This is a genomic window from Cupriavidus sp. 01L45, from assembly GCF_056399885.1.
On sequence record NZ_JBFTSG010000004.1, the window covers coordinates 63,652 to 81,403 of the forward strand.

Sequence of the window (17,752 nt, forward strand, 5' to 3'; positions counted from 1 at the left end):
CCCCTCGCAAGACTCAGGCAAGCCGCGGCCGCAGCGGCACCACATTGGCAGCGCGCCGGGGCAACACACGGGTTTCCTTCCATCCCGAATGCGCCAGCGGCGAACCCCAGACCAGTTCATGCAGACTGGCCAGCGCAAAGGGATCGCCCAGCAGCACGTGCTTTTCGGCGGCGCTGAGGCCATCTGGCCCGGCGGTGAGAGCCTGGTGCACCAGCGCGGCATGTTCCTGTTGCGTGGCCTGCGGCTGTACCACGCGGGGCGAGCCGGTGGCGCACATCAATGCATTGGTCACGGGATCGACCACGGCATCGATAAATGCCGGCGGTTCGCCCGCGGCCTCGACGTGCTTCTGCATGGCGGCCATTTCGCGCGGCGGCGTGGCCTCCTCCGGCGTCACGAACAGCCTGGCGCGGCGCAGCGCACGGCCAAACGAAACCCGCGACAGCCACACCGAGAGCGGAATCGAGAAGGCCAGCGAGCCGACGATCGGCAGCAGCCACCAGACAAAATTTGGATCCAGCCACAGCACCAGTCCGCCCCATGCAAGCCCTAGCAAGGTATGCATGCCATGACGGCGAAATGCTTCGCCCCAGGTCGTCTCCGCATCCTCGCGCGGAGGCGATTTCCAGGTAATCCCCCAACCGCTGTATGCCGCCGCCACGAACTTGGTGTGGAACAGCATCCGGACGGGGGCCAGCAAGGCCGACATCACCACCTCGATCAGCATCGAAGCGACCAGGCGCAGCGGCCCGCCATAGTTGCGCGAGTCTTTCATCAGCAGCAGCACGCTGGCGACCTTGGGCAGGAACAGCAGCGTGGCGGTAGCCGAGAACAAGGCCAGCGCCTTTTCCGGATGCCACTCGGGCCAGGTCGGGAACAACTGGTAAGGCTGCGTGAAATACTCCGGCGGTACCAGTGCGTGCTTGGCCAGCATGATGGTGGACAGCACCAGGAACAGGAACCACAACGGCGCCGAAAGATAAGCCATCACGCCAGTGAGGAACACGGCGCGGTGCACCGCGTGGAAGCCCTGCTTCATCCACAGGCGGAAGTTCATCAGGTTGCCCTGGCACCAGCGGCGATCGCGCTTGACCTCGTCAAGCAGGTTCGGCGGCAGTTCCTCGTAGGAACCCTCGAGATCATAGGCAATCCACACGCCCCACCCGGCCCTGCGCATCAKGGCGGCCTCGACGAAATCGTGCGATAGGATTTCCCCCGCCAGGGGCCCCTTGCCGGGCAAGGGCGCCAGCGCGCAGTGCTCCATGAAGGGCAGGATGCGGATGATGGCGTTGTGGCCCCAGTAGTGCGATTCGCCAAGCTGCCAATAGTGCAGTCCTGCGGTGAACAGCGGACCGTACACGCGCGTGGAGAACTGCTGCACCCGCGCATACATGGTCTCGCGCCCCACTGCCAGCGGTGCGGTCTGGATGATGCCGGCGCCGGGGTTGCCTTCCATCAGCTTGACCAGCGTGGTCAGGCATTCGCCGCTCATCACGCTATCGGCGTCAAGCACCACCATATAGCGGTACGCACTGCCCCAGCGGCGGCAGAAGTCGGCCACGTTGCCGGTCTTGCGCTTGACGCGGTGACGGCGCCAGCGATAGAAGATTCGGCCAAAGCCATTGACCGCGCGGCAGGTTTCCATCCACGCATCGGTCTCGGCGGTACGCAGGTCCGGGTCGCCGCTGTCGGACAGCACGAAGAAATCGAAGCGCGCCAGTTCGCCGGTGCGCTCCATCGACTCATAGGTCGCGCGCAGCCCGGCGAAGACCCGGTTCACGTCCTCGTTGCAGATCGGCATGATGACTGCCGTGCGCGCCTCTTCCGCGATGGGTCCGTCCACCGCTGCCGAACGCGAAATCAGATGGCGGTCGCCGCCCTTGGCCAGCACAAGGAAACCCATCATCGCGGTCCAGAAACCCGCGGACACCCACGAGAACAGGATAGCGAAGAGCGCCAGCACGGCGATCTCGAGCGGGTCGGTGCCGTGATAAGGCAGCACCTTTGTCATGAAGTAGGTGGCCAGTGTGGTCTGCCCGGCCACTAGGCCAAGCAGCACCCAGCGGCGATGCGCGCCCGCGGGATGCCACTTGCCCTCGGCGTCGGGACCATCGTGCAAGGTGTCCCAGGTTTCAGGCACGGGTGGGCGGCCAAGCACGCGCCGGCCCAGGTTGCGAAGGAAACCGGTGACGATGTGCGGGGGCCATGCCCGCGGCACCATCGAGCCGCGCTCGGGGGCCGGGCCGGTGTCGATATGCACGGTGCCATCGGCGCGGCGTTGCACCAGGGGCTCGCCCGCCGCTTGCGGGGCGCCGTACGCGAGATTGAGGCGACGCCCTACCGAACCGTAGGTAGCGCCCGCCGGCGACTGGCCAGCGTCTTTAGCCGCGAGTTTTTGCTGCAGCGAATGAATGGCCGATTCGGGATCCGCGTCATCGCCGCAAGCGACATTGTTGAGAAGCTCGCGGCGCAGGTCTGGAGAGACCGGCACGCGATCGAGATAGCGCTCGCATGCCGCCGGGGCCGTGCGCTGCTTTAGCCTGGGGGTAAGATGTAGCTCCACGTCTCGGATAGGGTTGTATTGCCGTTGCGAAGATAGCCGCGCAATTCGACCGGTTTGTTTTCGTCCTTGCGGCGCACGACCATCGTCATGCGCCAGCCGCCGGTTGCTTCATTGCGCTGCGTCGAAGTGTTCAGCAGCTCCCCGTTGCTGTCGGCCGAGATCACCGGATCGATCCGGGTATCCGCAGCCAGTTTCTTGAAGACTGGGCCTTCAAAATCCACCACCAGCGAAAAACTGGTGTCGTCCTGCTTGCGGCTCAGCCCCTGRCCACGCCGCGTTTGTGTCACCCACGACAGCGGCGGCTGTTTTTCGCCGTCCTTCTGCCACAGCAGGCGATATTCGAAATCGAAAGCTTGTTTGGGCTTGGGTGGGTTATCGGGCACCCAGTACGCCACGATGTTGTCGTTGGTCTCGTCCGGAGTCGGGATCTGCACCAGCTCGACCCGGCCCGAACCCCAGTTGCCCTTGGGCTCCACCCAGGCGCTCGGGCGGCGCTCGTACCACGCGCCGATTTCCTGGTAATTGCCAAAATTGCGGTCGCGCTGCATCAGGCCGAAGCCCTGCGGATTGGTCGCCGCGAACGAGGTCACCAGCAGGCGCTTGGGGTTGCTCAACGGCCGCCACAGCCATTCGCCTGTGCCGAGTTGCACCGAAAGACCGTCGGAGTCATGCACCTCGGGCCGGTAGTCCTGCACCGCCGAAGGCTGGTTCTCGCCAAACAGGTACATGCTGGTCAGCGGCGCCAGGCCAAGCTTGGTGACGTTCTCGCGCATGAACAGGCGCGACTTCACCTCCATGGCGGTTTCCGCGCCCGGCCGGATCACGATGCGATAAGCCCCGCTCATGCGGCGCGAATCCATCAGGGCATAGATGGTCAGTTGCTTGTCCGCCGGTGAAGGCCGCTCGATCCAGTATTCGACGAAACGCGGGAACTCCTCGCCCGAATTGAGCGCGGTATCCACCGCCAGGCCACGCGCCGACAGGCCATACCATTGGTCCTTGCCGAGCGCACGGAAGTAACTGGCGCCCAGGAAGGAAACGACTTCGTCCTTGCTCTTGGCGTTGTTGAGGGGATAGAGCACCCGGAAGCCGGCGAAGCCCAGCGGCTTGAGCTTGGCGGCATCGACCTTGTGCGGGCCATAGTTGAAGGCGGCCGGATCGAAACGAATCTCGCGCGCGCTGCCGCTCACCACTTCGTTGATGCGCACGGGCTGGTCGAACACCATGCCCTCATGGAAGAACGAAAGCTCGAAGGGAAGCTTGGCATTACGCCACTGGAATCGCTCGGGCTTGTACTCGATCTCGCGATATCGCTCGTAGGACAGTTCGCGAAGTTCGCGAGGCAGGTTCTGCGCAGGCGCCTTGTAAGGCGTTCCGGCCAGCTGGCGCGCGCGCGCCGCCACGGTATCGAAGTCGAACGCGTGCGCGGCCATCGCGCACACCGCCAGCATGCCGCCGCACAACCACCTGCCCAGACGCATGGCGCCCGCATTGGCGCGTGCCGCTGTATGGGGTTGGGCAGATTGGATGGTTGGCAGGGTAACGGTTTCGGACATGGATGCCAGTGACAGGCAGAGTTGGAAAATCGGGGTCGATCAGTCACCGCAGCAAAAGGCGGGCCACCATGCGGCCGCGATGACAAAAGCAACGGCGGGATGCTGGCCGCGAAGATACCGGGAAGCACGGATAAGGATCTTGCGGCGCATTGTTTTCACTTGATCAAGCGTATATCGGGCTTGTTGCAATGCGCAAAAGAACCTTAACAATTCGAGCCTGGGAAGTCACGTTTCGATCACGCAACGTTTGCAACAAATTGAAACCCCGGTCGTCCGGACGCCGCTTTCGGTGCCGATCCCGTGCTGGGGCGTCACATGGACAACATCGCTGGATCAGCGCGCGGTGCCGCACAGGGCACGTTGTGTACGCAGCCATTTCTACAGCCCCTTCCCTGGCGCTGCCGCCAGGTCTGATAGCCGGGGCGAGCATCTCGCCGTCGTCTCGCATGCCGCTGCACCCCGCTTCGCTACTTGAGGCCGACGTCCGAATCTGCAACGCTAGGACATGGATTGGACGCCGTCAATGCGCGCGGCGTGGCCCCGTACGGCACTGGAACGGCGCATGGCGCACCTGCGAAATCGTGCACTGCACCCGGATCAGGCCTGCGAACGTTTGAAGCAGACGTTCGGGAAAGTCGGACCAGCTGTCAGCTGGCGTTGTGCGACGGGAAGCCGGTGTGAATACATCCGGGCAAAAAAAGAGAGGCCGCAGCCTCTCGATCAGGTTCCGCCTCGATGCCAGTCCCCCCGGAATGGCGCATGGCGCCGCTGGACATCGGTACCGGGCACGCCGCACCGCGTGATGCAACGCGCGGTGCGGCGGACGCGGGCGGCGTGGCGAACTAGCCCGGCCAGCGCATGCGCGCGGTGGCGCAATGACGCAAGGGCTGCCTGTCGCCTTTCGCTATCGGCGCTCAGGCGCCTTTATTCATCATCTTGTCGCTATCGGGAGGTGCGTGGTTCTTTTTCGTCTTGGCGGGCTTTGTCGCCTTGCTCGAGCTTGCCGCGGCAGGCTTATCGCCGGCGGCGGGAGCCGACGCCTGCGCATATGCACCCGCGCCAAACATGGCCAGCGACAACATCACGATCCACTTCTTCATATCAGCCTCCTGGTCAGCTGTGGAAAGAAGCCTGGCCGTGGCCCTTGGCGGCCACAGGCACCCCGCTTCATCACCATCAACAACGGCACAAGGTCGGGATGGGTTGACGCATCAGCACGCCCATCGACACTGCGGCGCAGCATTGGATGCATCCAGGTGCGCCGGCAAAGGCCTCAATGGCACAACCGGCCCAGCAGTTCGCCGGCAATGGTGCCGGCGTTGGCCGGCTGCGGCATGCCGGCTTGTGGCGCGCTGATGGTGTAGAGCGATTCGCCGCGCGCGTAGCGTTTGGCATAGAGCGTCTGCTCGACCACCGCGTACATGGACGTGGCGCAGTTGAAGACCATGCGCCTGAGCGAGGAGCGGATCGGTTCGCCACTGGCGGTGCGAATCACGCCGGCCGGCGCGTTACGCATGACGGCCACGCCGACCTCGGGCCCCCGGCGGCGCACCGAACTCTTGTCAAAGTAGGAGACCACCCCGTTTGCGCCCGTCAGGGGCAGCCAGCGCTGCGGGTCGGGCGCCGAAGGATCCGGCGCGGCCACCATCGCGCAACCCTCGCGCGGCGTGGAACGGAACACCGTGCCCCCATTGGGAGCCTGGCACTCATATAAACCCGCGGCGGCGGGGCGAACCGTTGCGGTAACCGGTTCGGCATACGCGGCAAGACAAATGCTACTGCCGATCAGCACGGCGGCAGCATGGAATAAGGCGCGCAAGGACATGGACGGACCCTCGTGTAGACCAAAAAACAGCCCGCATTGTCGCATACCGTGCCGCGGCCGCCTTCCGGCAGGCAGCTAGCCCCTCGCTTCAGCCCCCCCCCCCATCGAAGGTGCGTTGCCGCATCATGGATGCAGCGCGATAGCGGCACGCACTCTGCCCGGAGAGTTGAATCAATAATCGCTCAATCCCGATTATTAGGAAAATCCTCAAATCGAAAAAGCCATGGGATTTTGGGGAATTTCTCAATGGCAATAGACCATAGCCACTGACTTTCACCCCTTTCATGACCCTATGCCACGCGCTACCTCATGCGCTGCCAACAGCCACGCCCCGGTGGGCACTGGAGGGCGGGCTTTCGGACGTCCGCTTCGACAGCGCCTCCAGCGCGGCGCGCGAGGCATCGTCGGCCGGGAAAAAGCACTCGATGCGCATTTCCTGCAGCGTGACATCCTGCGGGATGCCCAGCGTGGTCAGCGTCGAGAACAGCGAGGCGCGGAAACCTTCGGCCGCCAGCGCCACCGGCAACATCGGCGGTGGCGTGCGTTCCGCGGCTTCGTCATCGAACAGCGGGACGCCGGCCGGGCCGACCATGTCGGGATGCCATCCGGCAATCCGGTTGAAGATTTCGCGCGCGGTCTGGTCCTGCGCCTGCGTTTGCAATTCCTGCCAGACGCGCCGCAACAGGTAACGCCCCACCTGCCGCGCGTTTTCGATGACCGGCCACAGGCCATCCGGATTGAAGACGGTGAGCATCAGGTTGATGCGCCCGCTGTTCTCCTCCAGCACGGATGGCGCGCGATCGCCCAGCAGTACCCCGATCATGCGGCGGTATGCCTGGTTGGCATCGAGCATGTTCCAGAAGCGATCCAGCACCACCGCCGGATACGGCTCTTGCTTGGACAGGATCAGCGCGACCGCCTGTTGCACCATCTGCAGCGCGGGCGCGGCCAGCCCGTGCTCGCTGTAGGCCGGCGCAAACCCGCCGGCCAGCAGCAGGCGGTTGCGCTGCCGCAGCGGCACGCCGAGCCGGTCGGCCAGCGCCAGCACCATCTCGCGGCTGGGCCGGGCGCGGCCGGATTCAAGGAAACTGATATGCCGCTGGGAGACCCCTGCCGCCAGTGACAGCGCGAGCTGGCTGTAGCCGCGTTTGCCGCGCCAGTAGCGCAGCAGGCCGGGGAAGTCGAGTGCGGTTTCGGAGCTGGGGGTCAGGGTGTCCATGGCCGTATTACAGCATGGCGATGGCCACCTGGCGACTACCTCCGAGGTAATAATCAAAAAACGAAATTTCATCAATAATATCAATGGGTTATGCTGAAAATGAGGGGGTTGACGGATACCCTAGTTTCAACAACGCATCACATTTAAAAACAATGGGTTACAACGCCATTCCAGACGACGCCTCGTGGCGTCAATGCGCTGAGGCGTCAGGCGGTAAGCATGGGATACACTGTATGGATGTACAGTGTATTGAGGTGCCACCATGGGCAACAAGAAATCCGCCGCCGGCTGCCAGGTCGCAGAACCTGATCTGCCTTCCCAGCGGCCCACCGTTCGCCAGGCTGCCCAGCGACTCCTGGATGCGCTGGAACGGCTAGACAGCAGCGACGACCTTTCCGAGATCGAGGTGACAGAAGCCAGGCACGAACTCAGTGTGCTCCTGGCTGCCACGCCGTCGGCAGCCCGAAACCTCACCGGAGCGGATTTCGACCCCGATGCCTTCCATGCGATATGGGCGTCAAATGCCGTGCAGGAGGCGGGTAAGCGATATGGTTGGCGCGGAATCGCTGAGGCGGTATGGGCCGCGGCGCTGGATGAGGCGCGCGGCGTCAAGTAGTCTGTGGGATGTTGCCTGATGGCGGCCGGTCGTGCGCGCGCCTACAACGGATGTAGGAGCCCTTCCGGAGACCAGTATGCCGCCGCGCGCGCCCGCCCCGACCCTCGCCGAACTGTCGCCCATGCTGCTCACTGAGCGCAAGACGCTGCCCGCTACGAGCCAGTGGCGGTGGGAGATCAAGTACGACGGGTACAGGATGCTGGCCTCTACCGGCCAAGTCGAATTGCAGTCGAGCGGCGGGGTAGATGCGACGAAGTGGTTCCCCGAACTGGGAGACGCGCTGGCCGCACTGCCCGCAGAGAACATCGTGGACGGGGAGGTCTGCGTTCTCACCGATCTGGGAATCAGCGACTTCAACCGGATGCACCGCCGCGCCTTGCGCCGGGGTTGGTATGTAGGGGCGGACCAAGTCGCCTATTGCATCTTCGACCTGATCGTCGGCGGCGGGCGGGATCTGCGGGCCCAGCCCATTGAGAGGCGCAAGGCCGCGCTCAAGAAGTTGCTGGCCGACCCGCCGCCCGGACTGCTGTATGTCCAGGACGTCGATGATGGGGAATGGCTCTATGACAATGCGCTTGCCTTGAAGCTGGAGGGGATCGTGGGGAAGCGGGCCGGCAGCACCTACCAGGCCGGGGTGCGCTCGCCCGACTGGATCAAAATCAAGCGACCCGGCGCCGTCACAGCCCAGCGCTTTCGTAGGGACAACGCAACCCCTACCTCCTGAGGGGTTGGAGTTCCAGTCTGCCCACGCTACGCTCGCGCATCTCTACCGGCATTGGGCACAGCATGCGTCGACTGATCGTAGTTTCACTTATTGCACTCGCAGGTTGCGCTACCCCGGCCGTCTATCGTGACCCCGCAAGTGGCCAGGTCGCCCAGTGCAATGCGACTACCCCGGGCATCTTCCCCATCACTGCGCAGAACGAGATCGATAATTGCGGCGCAGCATACGCTCGTATGGGCTGGGTGAGGCAATAGGGATCGCTGGCCCTACTCTTCCTCTGCTGCAGACAACTGCCCGGCCAGTCGCCCGCGCAACCCCTTCGGCGCTGCCTTGAGCATCCGATCTGCGCTTGGCGTCGCCATCTGCTTGACCTTGCCGATCAGCTGCTTGTTTGTGATCTGGATCGGCGAGTCCGGATTTTTCTCGTTCCAGTCGCGGAACCATGCGGCAGCCCTCTCCTGCATGTCCTTGTCGCCCTCGGCCAGCCCGCGGGTCCACAGATCGACGATATCGGCCTGCACCTTCTTGACCAGTGAGATGTCCTGGCGCGCCGGCATGCGGCGGCGGGTGTCTTCCGCCACCTTCGTCGGCGTGAACCCCACCCCCTTGATGATCGCGTCGCCCAGGCCCACGTCCGTGACCTTCCGCCCCTTGTAGTCGACGGCCTTGTCGGTCATGGCCATTTCCAGGCCGGCGGCCGCATTGTTGATTGCCTTCGGCATCAGCGCCATCACGGCGCGCCCGGGCTGCTTTGCCGAGAAGGCATCATAGGCATCCATCCCTGCCGAGACAAGCGCGCCGGCGGGTCCGATCACGTCCGTGACCTCGCGGGTGCGGTCGGCGGATTCTGCTGGCTTCAGCAGGCCGGTACCCGGGATCAGGTTGCCCATGCCAAGCCGGCCAGAGAAGTCCAGCGGCAGCATTGATGACAGGCCATAGAGCGCGAAGTCACCGCCCGTCTGGCCCAGGATCTTGTGCGCCCACTTTCGCTTGTCGCGCAGCAGGTTCGTGTCATAGCCCAACGACTGGCCGATGGTGTCCACCAGGTCGTTGATGTCCTGCGCGAAGGGAAGGCCCTCTTCGCCGGCGGCCAGGAACAGAACCGCCATCATCATGAGCACTGCCCGCTTGCCCGCCGGGCCGGCGCGCCACATGCGCCGGGTGAGTTCCAGATACATGATGCTGTACTGCTTGAACGTCATGAGCAGGCGGCCCGTCGTGCTTCGCGCCCAGTTGGGGCGGTTGACCTTATTGAAGATCCCTTGCGTCTCGTTGATCGCGCGCACGGCGAAATCGTAGGGGTCCGGCTGGTTGCTGGCCTTGGCCACGTCCCAGGCCGCCACGAAGGTCAGTTTGCGATTGAAGGACTCGGCCGCAGCAAACATCGAGCCCCACAGGGTGAAGAAGCCTTCCAGGCGAGCGCGGGCGCTCTCCGTGCTGGACTGCAGGCCTTTGCCAACTTTCGGGACGCGCGCCAGCTTGCTGGCGATCGAGGCGGAGACAGTTTGTGCGCCCTGCGAGTACAGATGGAAGATCTCCTGCGCCTCGACGATGCCCTCCTGGCTGCCGCGCTTCAGCGCCGCACGCAGTTCGGGATCGGAAATCTGCTTCTTGCCCAGGGCATACGGCATGGCCTTCGCCATGGCGGCGGTCGTGCGCGCCGCGCCCCACTGCGACAGGTACGGCGCCGTCATCATGAAGGGTTGCGTCAGGTTGACCACGGCCGACGCCACCGAGCCGCCAAGGAAATAGGCAAACATGATTGAGCTGGCGCCCGAGCCGGCATCGTTGGCGTCCATCAGGTAGTTGCGAAGCTCGATCGCCTCGTCCTTCACGTCTCCCTTGGCCTTGGGAATCGTGCGAATCGCATTGTTCAGGTCGCGCAGGTAGTAGCGCTGCGCGGCGAAGCGGCCGTTGGAGGTGATGAAGTTCGACAGGACGCGCGGGAGATCCGTGCTGTAGCCGTCCACAGTGCGGCGACCAAGCCGGCGCTTCAGGGCGGAGCGCTCGGACAGCGCCTTCTGGTAGAACTGCTTCGTGGCTTCGTCCTGACCGACCACGTCGCCGAACAGCGCGACCGTCTCCGGCGAGATTCCGCTGAATAGCTCGTGACCCTTCTGGTCCTTCTTGCCGCGGGAGACGCGCACGTTACCCTGGTCGGCGTACTTCGCGCGCAGTTCGTCCGCCTTGCGGATAGCCTCGGCCTCCGTCTCGAAGATTCCGAAGTACAGCGACTTCGCGTCGTCGTTCTCGTCGCGCAGCACCTCGCCGTTCGGCCCGACCTCGTTGGCATAGACGGTGTATTTCCCGAAGCGCATCAGCGGCGCGTAGCCCGCCAGCTTCAGGCTGGCCGCGCGCTCGAAGATTTCCTCCAGGCGGTCGCGCGTTGCGATGTATGGCTCCAGCACGGTTTCCAGTGTCGAGGCCCGCTCCGCCTCGCTCTTGCCGCGCGCGGCGGCTTTCGTCGCCCGCTCCAGCATGCGGATCTGCTGATCCAGCGAGCCCAGCAGCACGCCGCGCGCGCTGGCGGGATCGTCCATGACGGTACGGCGTAGCCCCTTGGGCACGAAGCCCTGGGACATGGCATAGGCCTCGGCAGCGGCCACCTCGTCGAGCGATGCGTTAATGGCAGAGCGCGCCTGCTTGTACAGCCTGATGCCGCGGTCAGTCAGGCCGAACTTCGACCGTAGGTCATCATCCGTCCAGACCCTGCCCTGCGCTACCGTCGCGCCCGCAGTGCTTCCGGAGAAGATCGCCTGCGTGGCGCCCTCCAGTTCCTTGTCCCGCTTCCGGCCCAGCACCAGCGCGCGCAGTGCGGGCTTGAAGCCATCCACCCTGTGCAGCAGGCCGGGCGCCAACTCGGCAGGCCGGATCGACGCCATGGAAACCTCGTTCTGCATCGCCAGCGCGTAGCCGAACACCTTGCCGAAGTGCTGGTCCTTGAGTGCCTTGTTGTACTGGGTGCCCACGGACCTATCCCATTTGCCCATGGTGTCGACGGAGCCTTCATTCTTCTGGAAGAGGCGGAACAGGTTCATCTGTGCGCCGTCGCGCGAGCGGCTGAAGACAATATCGGGGTTGCTTCCGTCGAAACTGCCGTTGTTCCCTGTGGCGGACTTGATCTGCCCCCGGTGGCGGGCAATATAAATGTCGCCCGGCTCGGAATGGTCGCCGATCGCGTCGACGATATTGCGGATGATGAGCCCGTCATTACCGGCTTCCGCCGCGTCGCCGAGCTTGCCCCGAATGAAGCGCATCGTCTCGCGCCGACCAGCCAGGCTGCCGGCATCCACGATCAACGGATTCTGCAGGGAAAGGTAGACCGGCATCACGGCCGCGCCCTCTCCCCCGGTGTTTTGCTCCTTGGCGTAGTCGCTGGCCAGCGCCGCATCGCTCGTGAAGAAGAACTCGCCATCTGTGCCAGTCATCCCCTGCCAACTGGCGACGTCCTCGTCCTCGCCAAACTTACTGAAGTCCCAGGCCGTGCCGTGGTACACGACCAGTGGCTTGCCCGTGGCATCTACCGCCTTGCTGTCGCCAAACCAGCGCCGGAAAGCTTCGGATCCTACAGCTGCCGCACGCTTGAATGCGGGCTGACCGGAAGCAGACACCTGCGCATCACCCCTGCTGGTCTTGCTGAACACCGCGGCGCGCGCGTCGCGCAGCAGAGCGAAGGTTTCCGCCTCAGTCTTGCCTTCCAGCCAGTCGGCGGCGCCGTGCAGGCCGATCTTGCGCAGGCCTGCCTGCAGTGCGGCGAGCAGCTTGCGCACCGGGCCCGCCACCGGTACCGTGGCCGCCATGTCGGCCAGCGCCTCTTCGACGGCCAGCAGTTCCGCATTGCGACGTGCCTCGGCGGGGGCTTGGCCGGCGGCGCGGTTCATTCGGATGGTGTCGCCGCCATAGGCATCAAACCAGTCATCAGCCGCCGCGGCGATCTTCGGGTTGGCTTTGCGGATCCGGTCCATCATCGCGGCGTATTGCTCGGCCGGCAGGATGGCACGCAAGCCCTTGTGGCCGTAGACCTCGTGGAATGCGACCTCCTGCGCGCGCTCGGCGCTGGGCAGGTTGTCCGCGATCAGGTAGACCTTGTCGGACTTGGGTAGGTAGAAGCCCTCGACGCGCCCATCCTCGCCGGCAGAGCGCAGGGATTCCGCCAGGTGCGGAGGAAGGTCATCGACAGACTGGACCACTTCGACGCCGCCCTTGGGGCCGTTCTGCCATTGCTTGATGATGGGCGCAAACTGGGCGCGCAGGTCTTCAGCCGACACCTTGCCGGCAGCAGGGGTGCGCTTGAACAGGACAGGCTCAGCCTCGGCGCCATGTTCTTTCTGGAATTTCTCCACCAGCGCAATGAATTTCTTGGGCTCCCACTTCACCATCTGGTCGAGCGTATTCCGGAGTTCCTTCGCGCCCAGTTTCTCGCCGTGCTTAGCAATGATCGCCTCGCCATGCTCCGCGAAGAGTGCCTTTGCGCGGTCCTTGGCCTCCTTGTTTTCGGCGGCACTGGCCTTAGCCTGCTTCTTCCCTTCTGCGGCTTGCTGCGCCTTGAACCGGTCAAGTTCCGCGTCGATACTCTTCGTGCGGCCAGGGATGTTCAACTCGCCATGGTCGAGAGCCTTGGCCTTCAGCCGCTCCGCGCGGAGTTGCTTTTCAGTCTTGGGCTTGGCGCGCGCGCCAGGCGCCGACTGACCCTTCTCGCGGCGCTCCAGCATGGCATCGACCTCCCCTATCGAGGGGCCATCGTCCACCAGGCGCTGCGTAATCGAGTAGATGGTGCCCTGGGGTAGTCCGGATTGCTCCAGGTGCGTCATCAATTCGGCGCGGCCGATGTCGCCGTTCATGTAATCGACAACCTTGCGCATTGCTGCGTCGATGCCCTTGGGTGCGGCATTGCCCGGCTTCTCGAATGAGTTGGCGTTGTACTCGTATCGGTCGTTACCGGTCAGCGGAGCGCGGCGCTCGGCACGGCCGTCTCGGTTGCGCTCGATCGGCTCAGCGTCGCGGCCAGACTCTGTGACAGCCGGCTCAGGGCCTCGGCGCGGCGCTTCGGGGAATGGCTTGCCATCTGCGCGCGGCGAGGTGTAGGTGGCATCGCCATCCGGTACGTGACCCACGGGCCCAGCCTCCAGTTCGCGCTGGCTCGGCATGGTGGTGTGCGTGCGTGCGTCCTGCGGCTTGCCGACGCGCGCCCACTCGTCGCCCACCTTACGCACTTCGTGCACAGTCACGCCCCACCGGCCGTTGTCGCCTTCGGCCGGATGGAACGCAATCACCTCATCCATGGTGCCGCCGTAGCCCCTCACGATGTTGCCGGGGGTGAAGTAGGCTTTCAGGCGGGTGGCGGCTTCCTCGGCGGCCTTCTTGCCGCGGCGCTGGCGCGCCCCCTTCTCGGTCTTGGGCTTGGCCGCATCTGCTCTAGCCTGCCAGTAGGCCTCGCTGCCGAATTCTGGCTCACCCTTCGGCTTGTCGGCAGGCATGGCACCGTTCGGCGCCTGCTCTGCCTTTGCTGCCTCGCGTGCGGCCTTGGCCTGCTTTTCCGTCTTTGGCTTGCCTACCCTCGGGTTCAGGGGCTTGGTAGTATCGCCATCCTTCAGCCATGCCTTGAACTCGTCCATGGACATGGGCGTGATCGCGCCGGCGCCCTTCCAGCCCTGCTCGTAGTTAGCGAGGTAGCCCGCGCGTGCGGCGGCGAGCGACGGAAAGCCCATCAGCACCTTGTGCTCGTCGTACTTGCCGGTGCGCGGATCGACCTGGTCGACCACGAAGACCTTCGTACTCTCCGGTGCCGGGCCGATGAAGACGTCCACGTGGTCGCCGTCAGCGCCCTCAGTGCGCTTGATATAGCCGTAGTGGTTGGCCATATCAACCGACCAGGCCTTTCCGTCGGCATCCGTGCCGCTGCGCGTGGAGCCGCGCGGGTTCTCAATGGTGATGTCCAGGCCATGAAGCGTGGCGTGCCCCATGCGGTAATTGCCAGCCTGCTTCTGGGCCTCAGTCGGCTCCGGCAGATCATTCGCGGGCGAGGTGGCTGCTTCGTGCGCGGCAGCGTCCAGCGCCTGGACGGGATCTGCCGCCGGCGGGCTGGCAGCGGCGGCGCGGCGTGCCAGTTCCGCGTCGATACGATTGCGCTCTTCGGCACCGATCTTATTCCAGCCGCCGTTGGCGCGGGCCTGCGCCCGCATATAGTCGAGCCGCGCACGCAGATCCTCATCACTCATAGAGGCGGGGTCGGCAGAGGCGACTGGAGCCTCGATGGCAGACTGCTCTCTGGGTGCAGCCAGATCTGGAGGCCTCTTGCCGGCAAACACAAACTCGTCTGCGCCATTGTGTCCGCGAGCGGCGTGCGCACCGATCATCTCGGACGGCAGAGTGACACTCTGTACCGTACCGTAGCGTGCGGCTTTGGCTTTGTCAGTCGTCCACCACTGGCCGCCGGCGTCATTCTCCGCATTCTCCCCGCGGTACAGCGTCACCTGTTGTCCGCGCTGAATGTTGTCCCAGGTGATCAGTGCCGGCTGTCCGTCAACGGCTCCGTCTGCACCAGGAACAGCATCAGGACCAGTGACTGCAGCCGGGCCGGTACCGGCTCCGGCTGCGTCACTGCCCGGTACAGGTCCGGGACGTCCAGCGGACGGATCAACCGCCATTCCTGCATTCGGCGTAGCGCCTCGTGAATCGACAGGCTCGGGCGAAACAGTGCTTGGGACGGCATCGGCGCTCCCCTCATTGAAACCGTAGAACTGCGCCAGGGTGGCGACATCGCCGCGGCTCTGCTCGATCACGGCCATCTCCTGCTGTTCGCCGGGCGTCAGGGCCTGGCCGGCGACTTCGCCGTCTACCGGACGACCGTCCTCGCCTGTCTGCACCAGGGCCTCGCCGTCGCGCTTAGCGAGCAGGCGCTCGTAACGGGTCTGGGCGAAGTCCATCACCTCGCGCGGGTCGTAGGCGGGCTGGCCAGCGGGCGCGGCGCCCTGCTCGGCCGGCGCGGCGCTGGGTTGGGCTTGGGGAGCGGGCGCAGCCGGCGCAGGCTGGGCGGCCGCCACCGGCGCTACGGGCGCGGGCTTCTCGGCGGGCAGCAGCTCGGCAGGGTCAATGCCGGCTTCGGCCGCCATCTCGCGCACTACCTGCTCGGCGGCCACGGTGCTGGTATGCTTCGGCCGCGCCGGCGGCTGGAAGAAGGCTGCGGACTTGCTCAGCGCCTGCTCGCGCGCCTGCTCGGCGGCGAGATCCTGCGTCGCCTGGGTCGGGGCGCCCTGCAGGTGGCGCACACCGGCCGATACGCCGGTAGTGCCGCCCATCATCAGACCGCCCTGCATGACGGTCTGCGCCAGCGTGTCGCCCGCCTGCTGCAGGTACTGCGCCAGCCCGGCCTCCAGGTTGGTGCCGATGCCCGGAATCTTGTCGGTCAGGAACTGGCCCAGCGTGGTGACTTGCTCGCCCGGAAGTTCACGCAGCATCGCCTTCGACAGCACGGTGGCGATATCCTGCGTCGGTGCGCCCTTGGTGGCCAACTTGAGCGCCCGGAGGGTCTGCCCCAGGCCGAACTTCTCGCCAATCACCTCGAAGGCGCCAAAGATCCCGGCGCGCGCGGCAGCCTGGCCGCCGTCCAACCCCAGAGAGCGTCCGTTGCCGTACTCTTGACCGAACGTCTGGGTGAACATGGCTGCCAGCGGCAGCGCCTCGGTACCCGTGGCCACGCCCGCCAGCAGTGCTGGTAGTTGTTGCRCGATCGAGGATACGGCGCCTTCGAAGTTGCGCTGGAGCCCGTCGCCTTTCTCGCCCATGGCGGTCGTGGTGCGCTGCGCATCGGCGATCCCTTGCTTGGCGATGTCGGCATATTCCTGGTTGCCGGTGGCGTCGAAGAGTGCTTGCGCCAGCCCCAGCGAGCCCTGGCGGTAGCCATGGTAGCCCTTCACTGCGGCGCGGATCACCGGGTTGGAAAAGACGGGATCCTTGTTGAAGCGCTGCTGCGCCTCGAAGTCGAAGTTGCTGGCACCCATGGTGCCCAGTTCGGACCCGGGCGCCTGGCCGGCGGCAGCGCCGTACTGCGCGAAGTTCTCGGCCACCTTCGGGTCGACGCCATCGGCGCGCATGCGGTCAGCGCGCGCCTCGGCGCGGGTATCGAACTTCTTGGCGGTGTCGACTTGCGGCGCGGCGGCGAACTGGCCCGCGCGCTCACGCGCAAGCTGGCCTACCACGCCATCTGCTTTCTGCATCTGCGCGCGCTGCTCGGGCGTGGCCGCGTCGAAGGCCCGGCCCAGTTCGGCGCGGAACTCAGGCGTTACCGGCGCGCGCGATGCGCCCGGCGCCACCGGCGCGGCCTGGGTGCCCATCACACCGATCTTGCTGGACTCCGGGCCAGCGGCAGCTGTGATCTCGGCCGCGCCAGTGCCCATTGGGTCGGCAACTCCCGTGCCGCCGGTGGGCAGAACGGCGTTCAGGCCGGAATTGATGGCGCCCACGGCGCGGTCGATCAGCCCCGGCTTCTCCGGCTTGGCCGTGCCAGTGCCCTCGATCTGTGCCGCGCGATCGAGGAATGCAGCGCGCTGGCCGTCGCGGTCTGCCGGCGCCAGGTGCGGCGCCACATAGCGGTCAAAGTAGGCGTTGCGCGCCTGATCCTTCTGCGCGTCGTCGAGACTGCCCCACTGGGGCTTGCCGATGAAATCGCGGTACTTGGGGGCCTTGCTGATGTCGGCGGCAGGCTCGGCAGCCTTGGCGTCCGGGACTACAGCATTGCCGACACGGCCCAGCAGGTCGCGCACGTAGGAGGAAACGTACTTGCCGTTGCCGTCCTTGCGGTCTTCCTTGTACGGGGTGTCGCCTTTAGCGTTGACGTTGCCCTCGCCCGAGAAATAGCCGACGGCCAGACGAGCCGGGTCGGTCCCGAACTTGTCACTCATGGTCTTGAGGTAGCGCACGCCAACCCGGAAATTGTCCTCCGGGTTGTTGATGTCCTCGCCGGGCTTCTTGACCCGGTCGAACGTGCCCGGGATGACCTGCATCCCGCCATGGGCGTTATCAACGGAGACGCGGGCATCTGTGCCGCCGCTGGACTCCTGACCGTAGATGCCCATGACAACGGGCTTGATCGCGCCCGCGCCCTCTTCCGCCACGATGCGATCAATGGTAGCGGCGTCGAGCGGCTTGGTGCCGCCGCGGCGCGGGGATCCAAGTCCCGGCGCTTTGTCTTGCGCTCCAGGGGTGTTCGTGAAAGAGAGACTGCCGAAGTCCTGGAGCGCCATGGGGGAT

8 protein-coding genes are annotated in these 17,752 nt (G+C 65.2%); 2 read left to right on the forward strand and 6 right to left on the reverse strand.

Translation table 11 applies throughout. The features are described 5' to 3' along the window. Window positions 1-13: 13 nt before the first annotated feature. The 5 genes from mdoH to AC1DT6_RS03910 all read right to left on the reverse strand — a co-directional run bounded on the left by mdoH (window position 14) and on the right by AC1DT6_RS03910 (window position 7,163). The gene (gene mdoH / locus AC1DT6_RS03890; protein WP_477114435.1) at window positions 14-2,563 is read right to left on the reverse strand and encodes a glucans biosynthesis glucosyltransferase MdoH; all 2,550 of its coding nucleotides are present in this window, start codon (window positions 2,561-2,563) and stop codon (window positions 14-16) included. Continuing rightward, a complete protein-coding gene (locus AC1DT6_RS03895; protein ID WP_441627755.1) occupies window positions 2,536-4,119 on the reverse strand; it encodes a glucan biosynthesis protein G in 1,584 nt (527 codons plus the stop codon). Before AC1DT6_RS03895 ends, mdoH begins: the two co-directional genes overlap by 28 nt. Window positions 4,120-5,033: 914 nt before the next feature. Next, complete coding sequence (locus tag AC1DT6_RS03900) at window positions 5,034-5,219, reverse strand: hypothetical protein (protein WP_441627757.1); 186 nt, start codon at window positions 5,217-5,219, stop codon at window positions 5,034-5,036. Window positions 5,220-5,392: 173 nt separating this feature from the next. Further along, entirely contained in the window at window positions 5,393-5,944 is a 552-nt protein-coding gene (locus AC1DT6_RS03905) for a surface-adhesin E family protein (protein ID WP_441627759.1), read from the reverse strand. 307 nt (window positions 5,945-6,251) lie between these two features. Continuing rightward, window positions 6,252-7,163, reverse strand: coding sequence for a helix-turn-helix domain-containing protein (locus AC1DT6_RS03910; RefSeq protein WP_035861378.1), 912 nt, complete (start codon window positions 7,161-7,163; stop codon window positions 6,252-6,254). Between the two features lie 262 nt (window positions 7,164-7,425). Between AC1DT6_RS03910 and AC1DT6_RS03915 the strand changes: the two genes are divergently transcribed. Both AC1DT6_RS03915 and AC1DT6_RS03920 read left to right on the forward strand, forming a co-directional pair. Further along, window positions 7,426-7,779 (forward strand): hypothetical protein, encoded by a 354-nt coding sequence (locus tag AC1DT6_RS03915; protein WP_477114436.1) that lies wholly within the window; start codon window positions 7,426-7,428, stop codon window positions 7,777-7,779. Window positions 7,780-7,855: 76 nt separating this feature from the next. After that, window positions 7,856-8,503: an ATP-dependent DNA ligase gene (locus tag AC1DT6_RS03920; protein ID WP_477114437.1), complete on the forward strand. Its 648-nt coding sequence runs from the start codon at window positions 7,856-7,858 to the stop codon at window positions 8,501-8,503. 266 nt (window positions 8,504-8,769) lie between these two features. On the opposite strand, the gene AC1DT6_RS03925 is transcribed toward AC1DT6_RS03920, so the two are convergent. Then, window positions 8,770-17,745, reverse strand: a complete 8,976-nt coding sequence (locus AC1DT6_RS03925) for a PLxRFG domain-containing protein (protein WP_477114438.1) — start codon at window positions 17,743-17,745, stop codon at window positions 8,770-8,772. Between the last annotated feature and the right edge of the window lie 7 nt (window positions 17,746-17,752).

Bases quoted from the DNA above. Each gene is read 5' to 3' on its own strand.
- AC1DT6_RS03900 (WP_441627757.1), bottom strand. From the start codon at position 5,219: ATGAAGAAGTGGATCGTGATGTTGTCGCTGGCCATGTTTGGCGCGGGT.
- AC1DT6_RS03905 (WP_441627759.1), bottom strand. From the start codon at position 5,944: ATGTCCTTGCGCGCCTTATTCCATGCTGCCGCCGTGCTGATCGGCAGT.
- AC1DT6_RS03910 (WP_035861378.1), bottom strand. From the start codon at position 7,163: ATGGACACCCTGACCCCCAGCTCCGAAACCGCACTCGACTTCCCCGGC.
- AC1DT6_RS03915 (WP_477114436.1), top strand. From the start codon at position 7,426: ATGGGCAACAAGAAATCCGCCGCCGGCTGCCAGGTCGCAGAACCTGAT.
- AC1DT6_RS03920 (WP_477114437.1), top strand. From the start codon at position 7,856: ATGCCGCCGCGCGCGCCCGCCCCGACCCTCGCCGAACTGTCGCCCATG.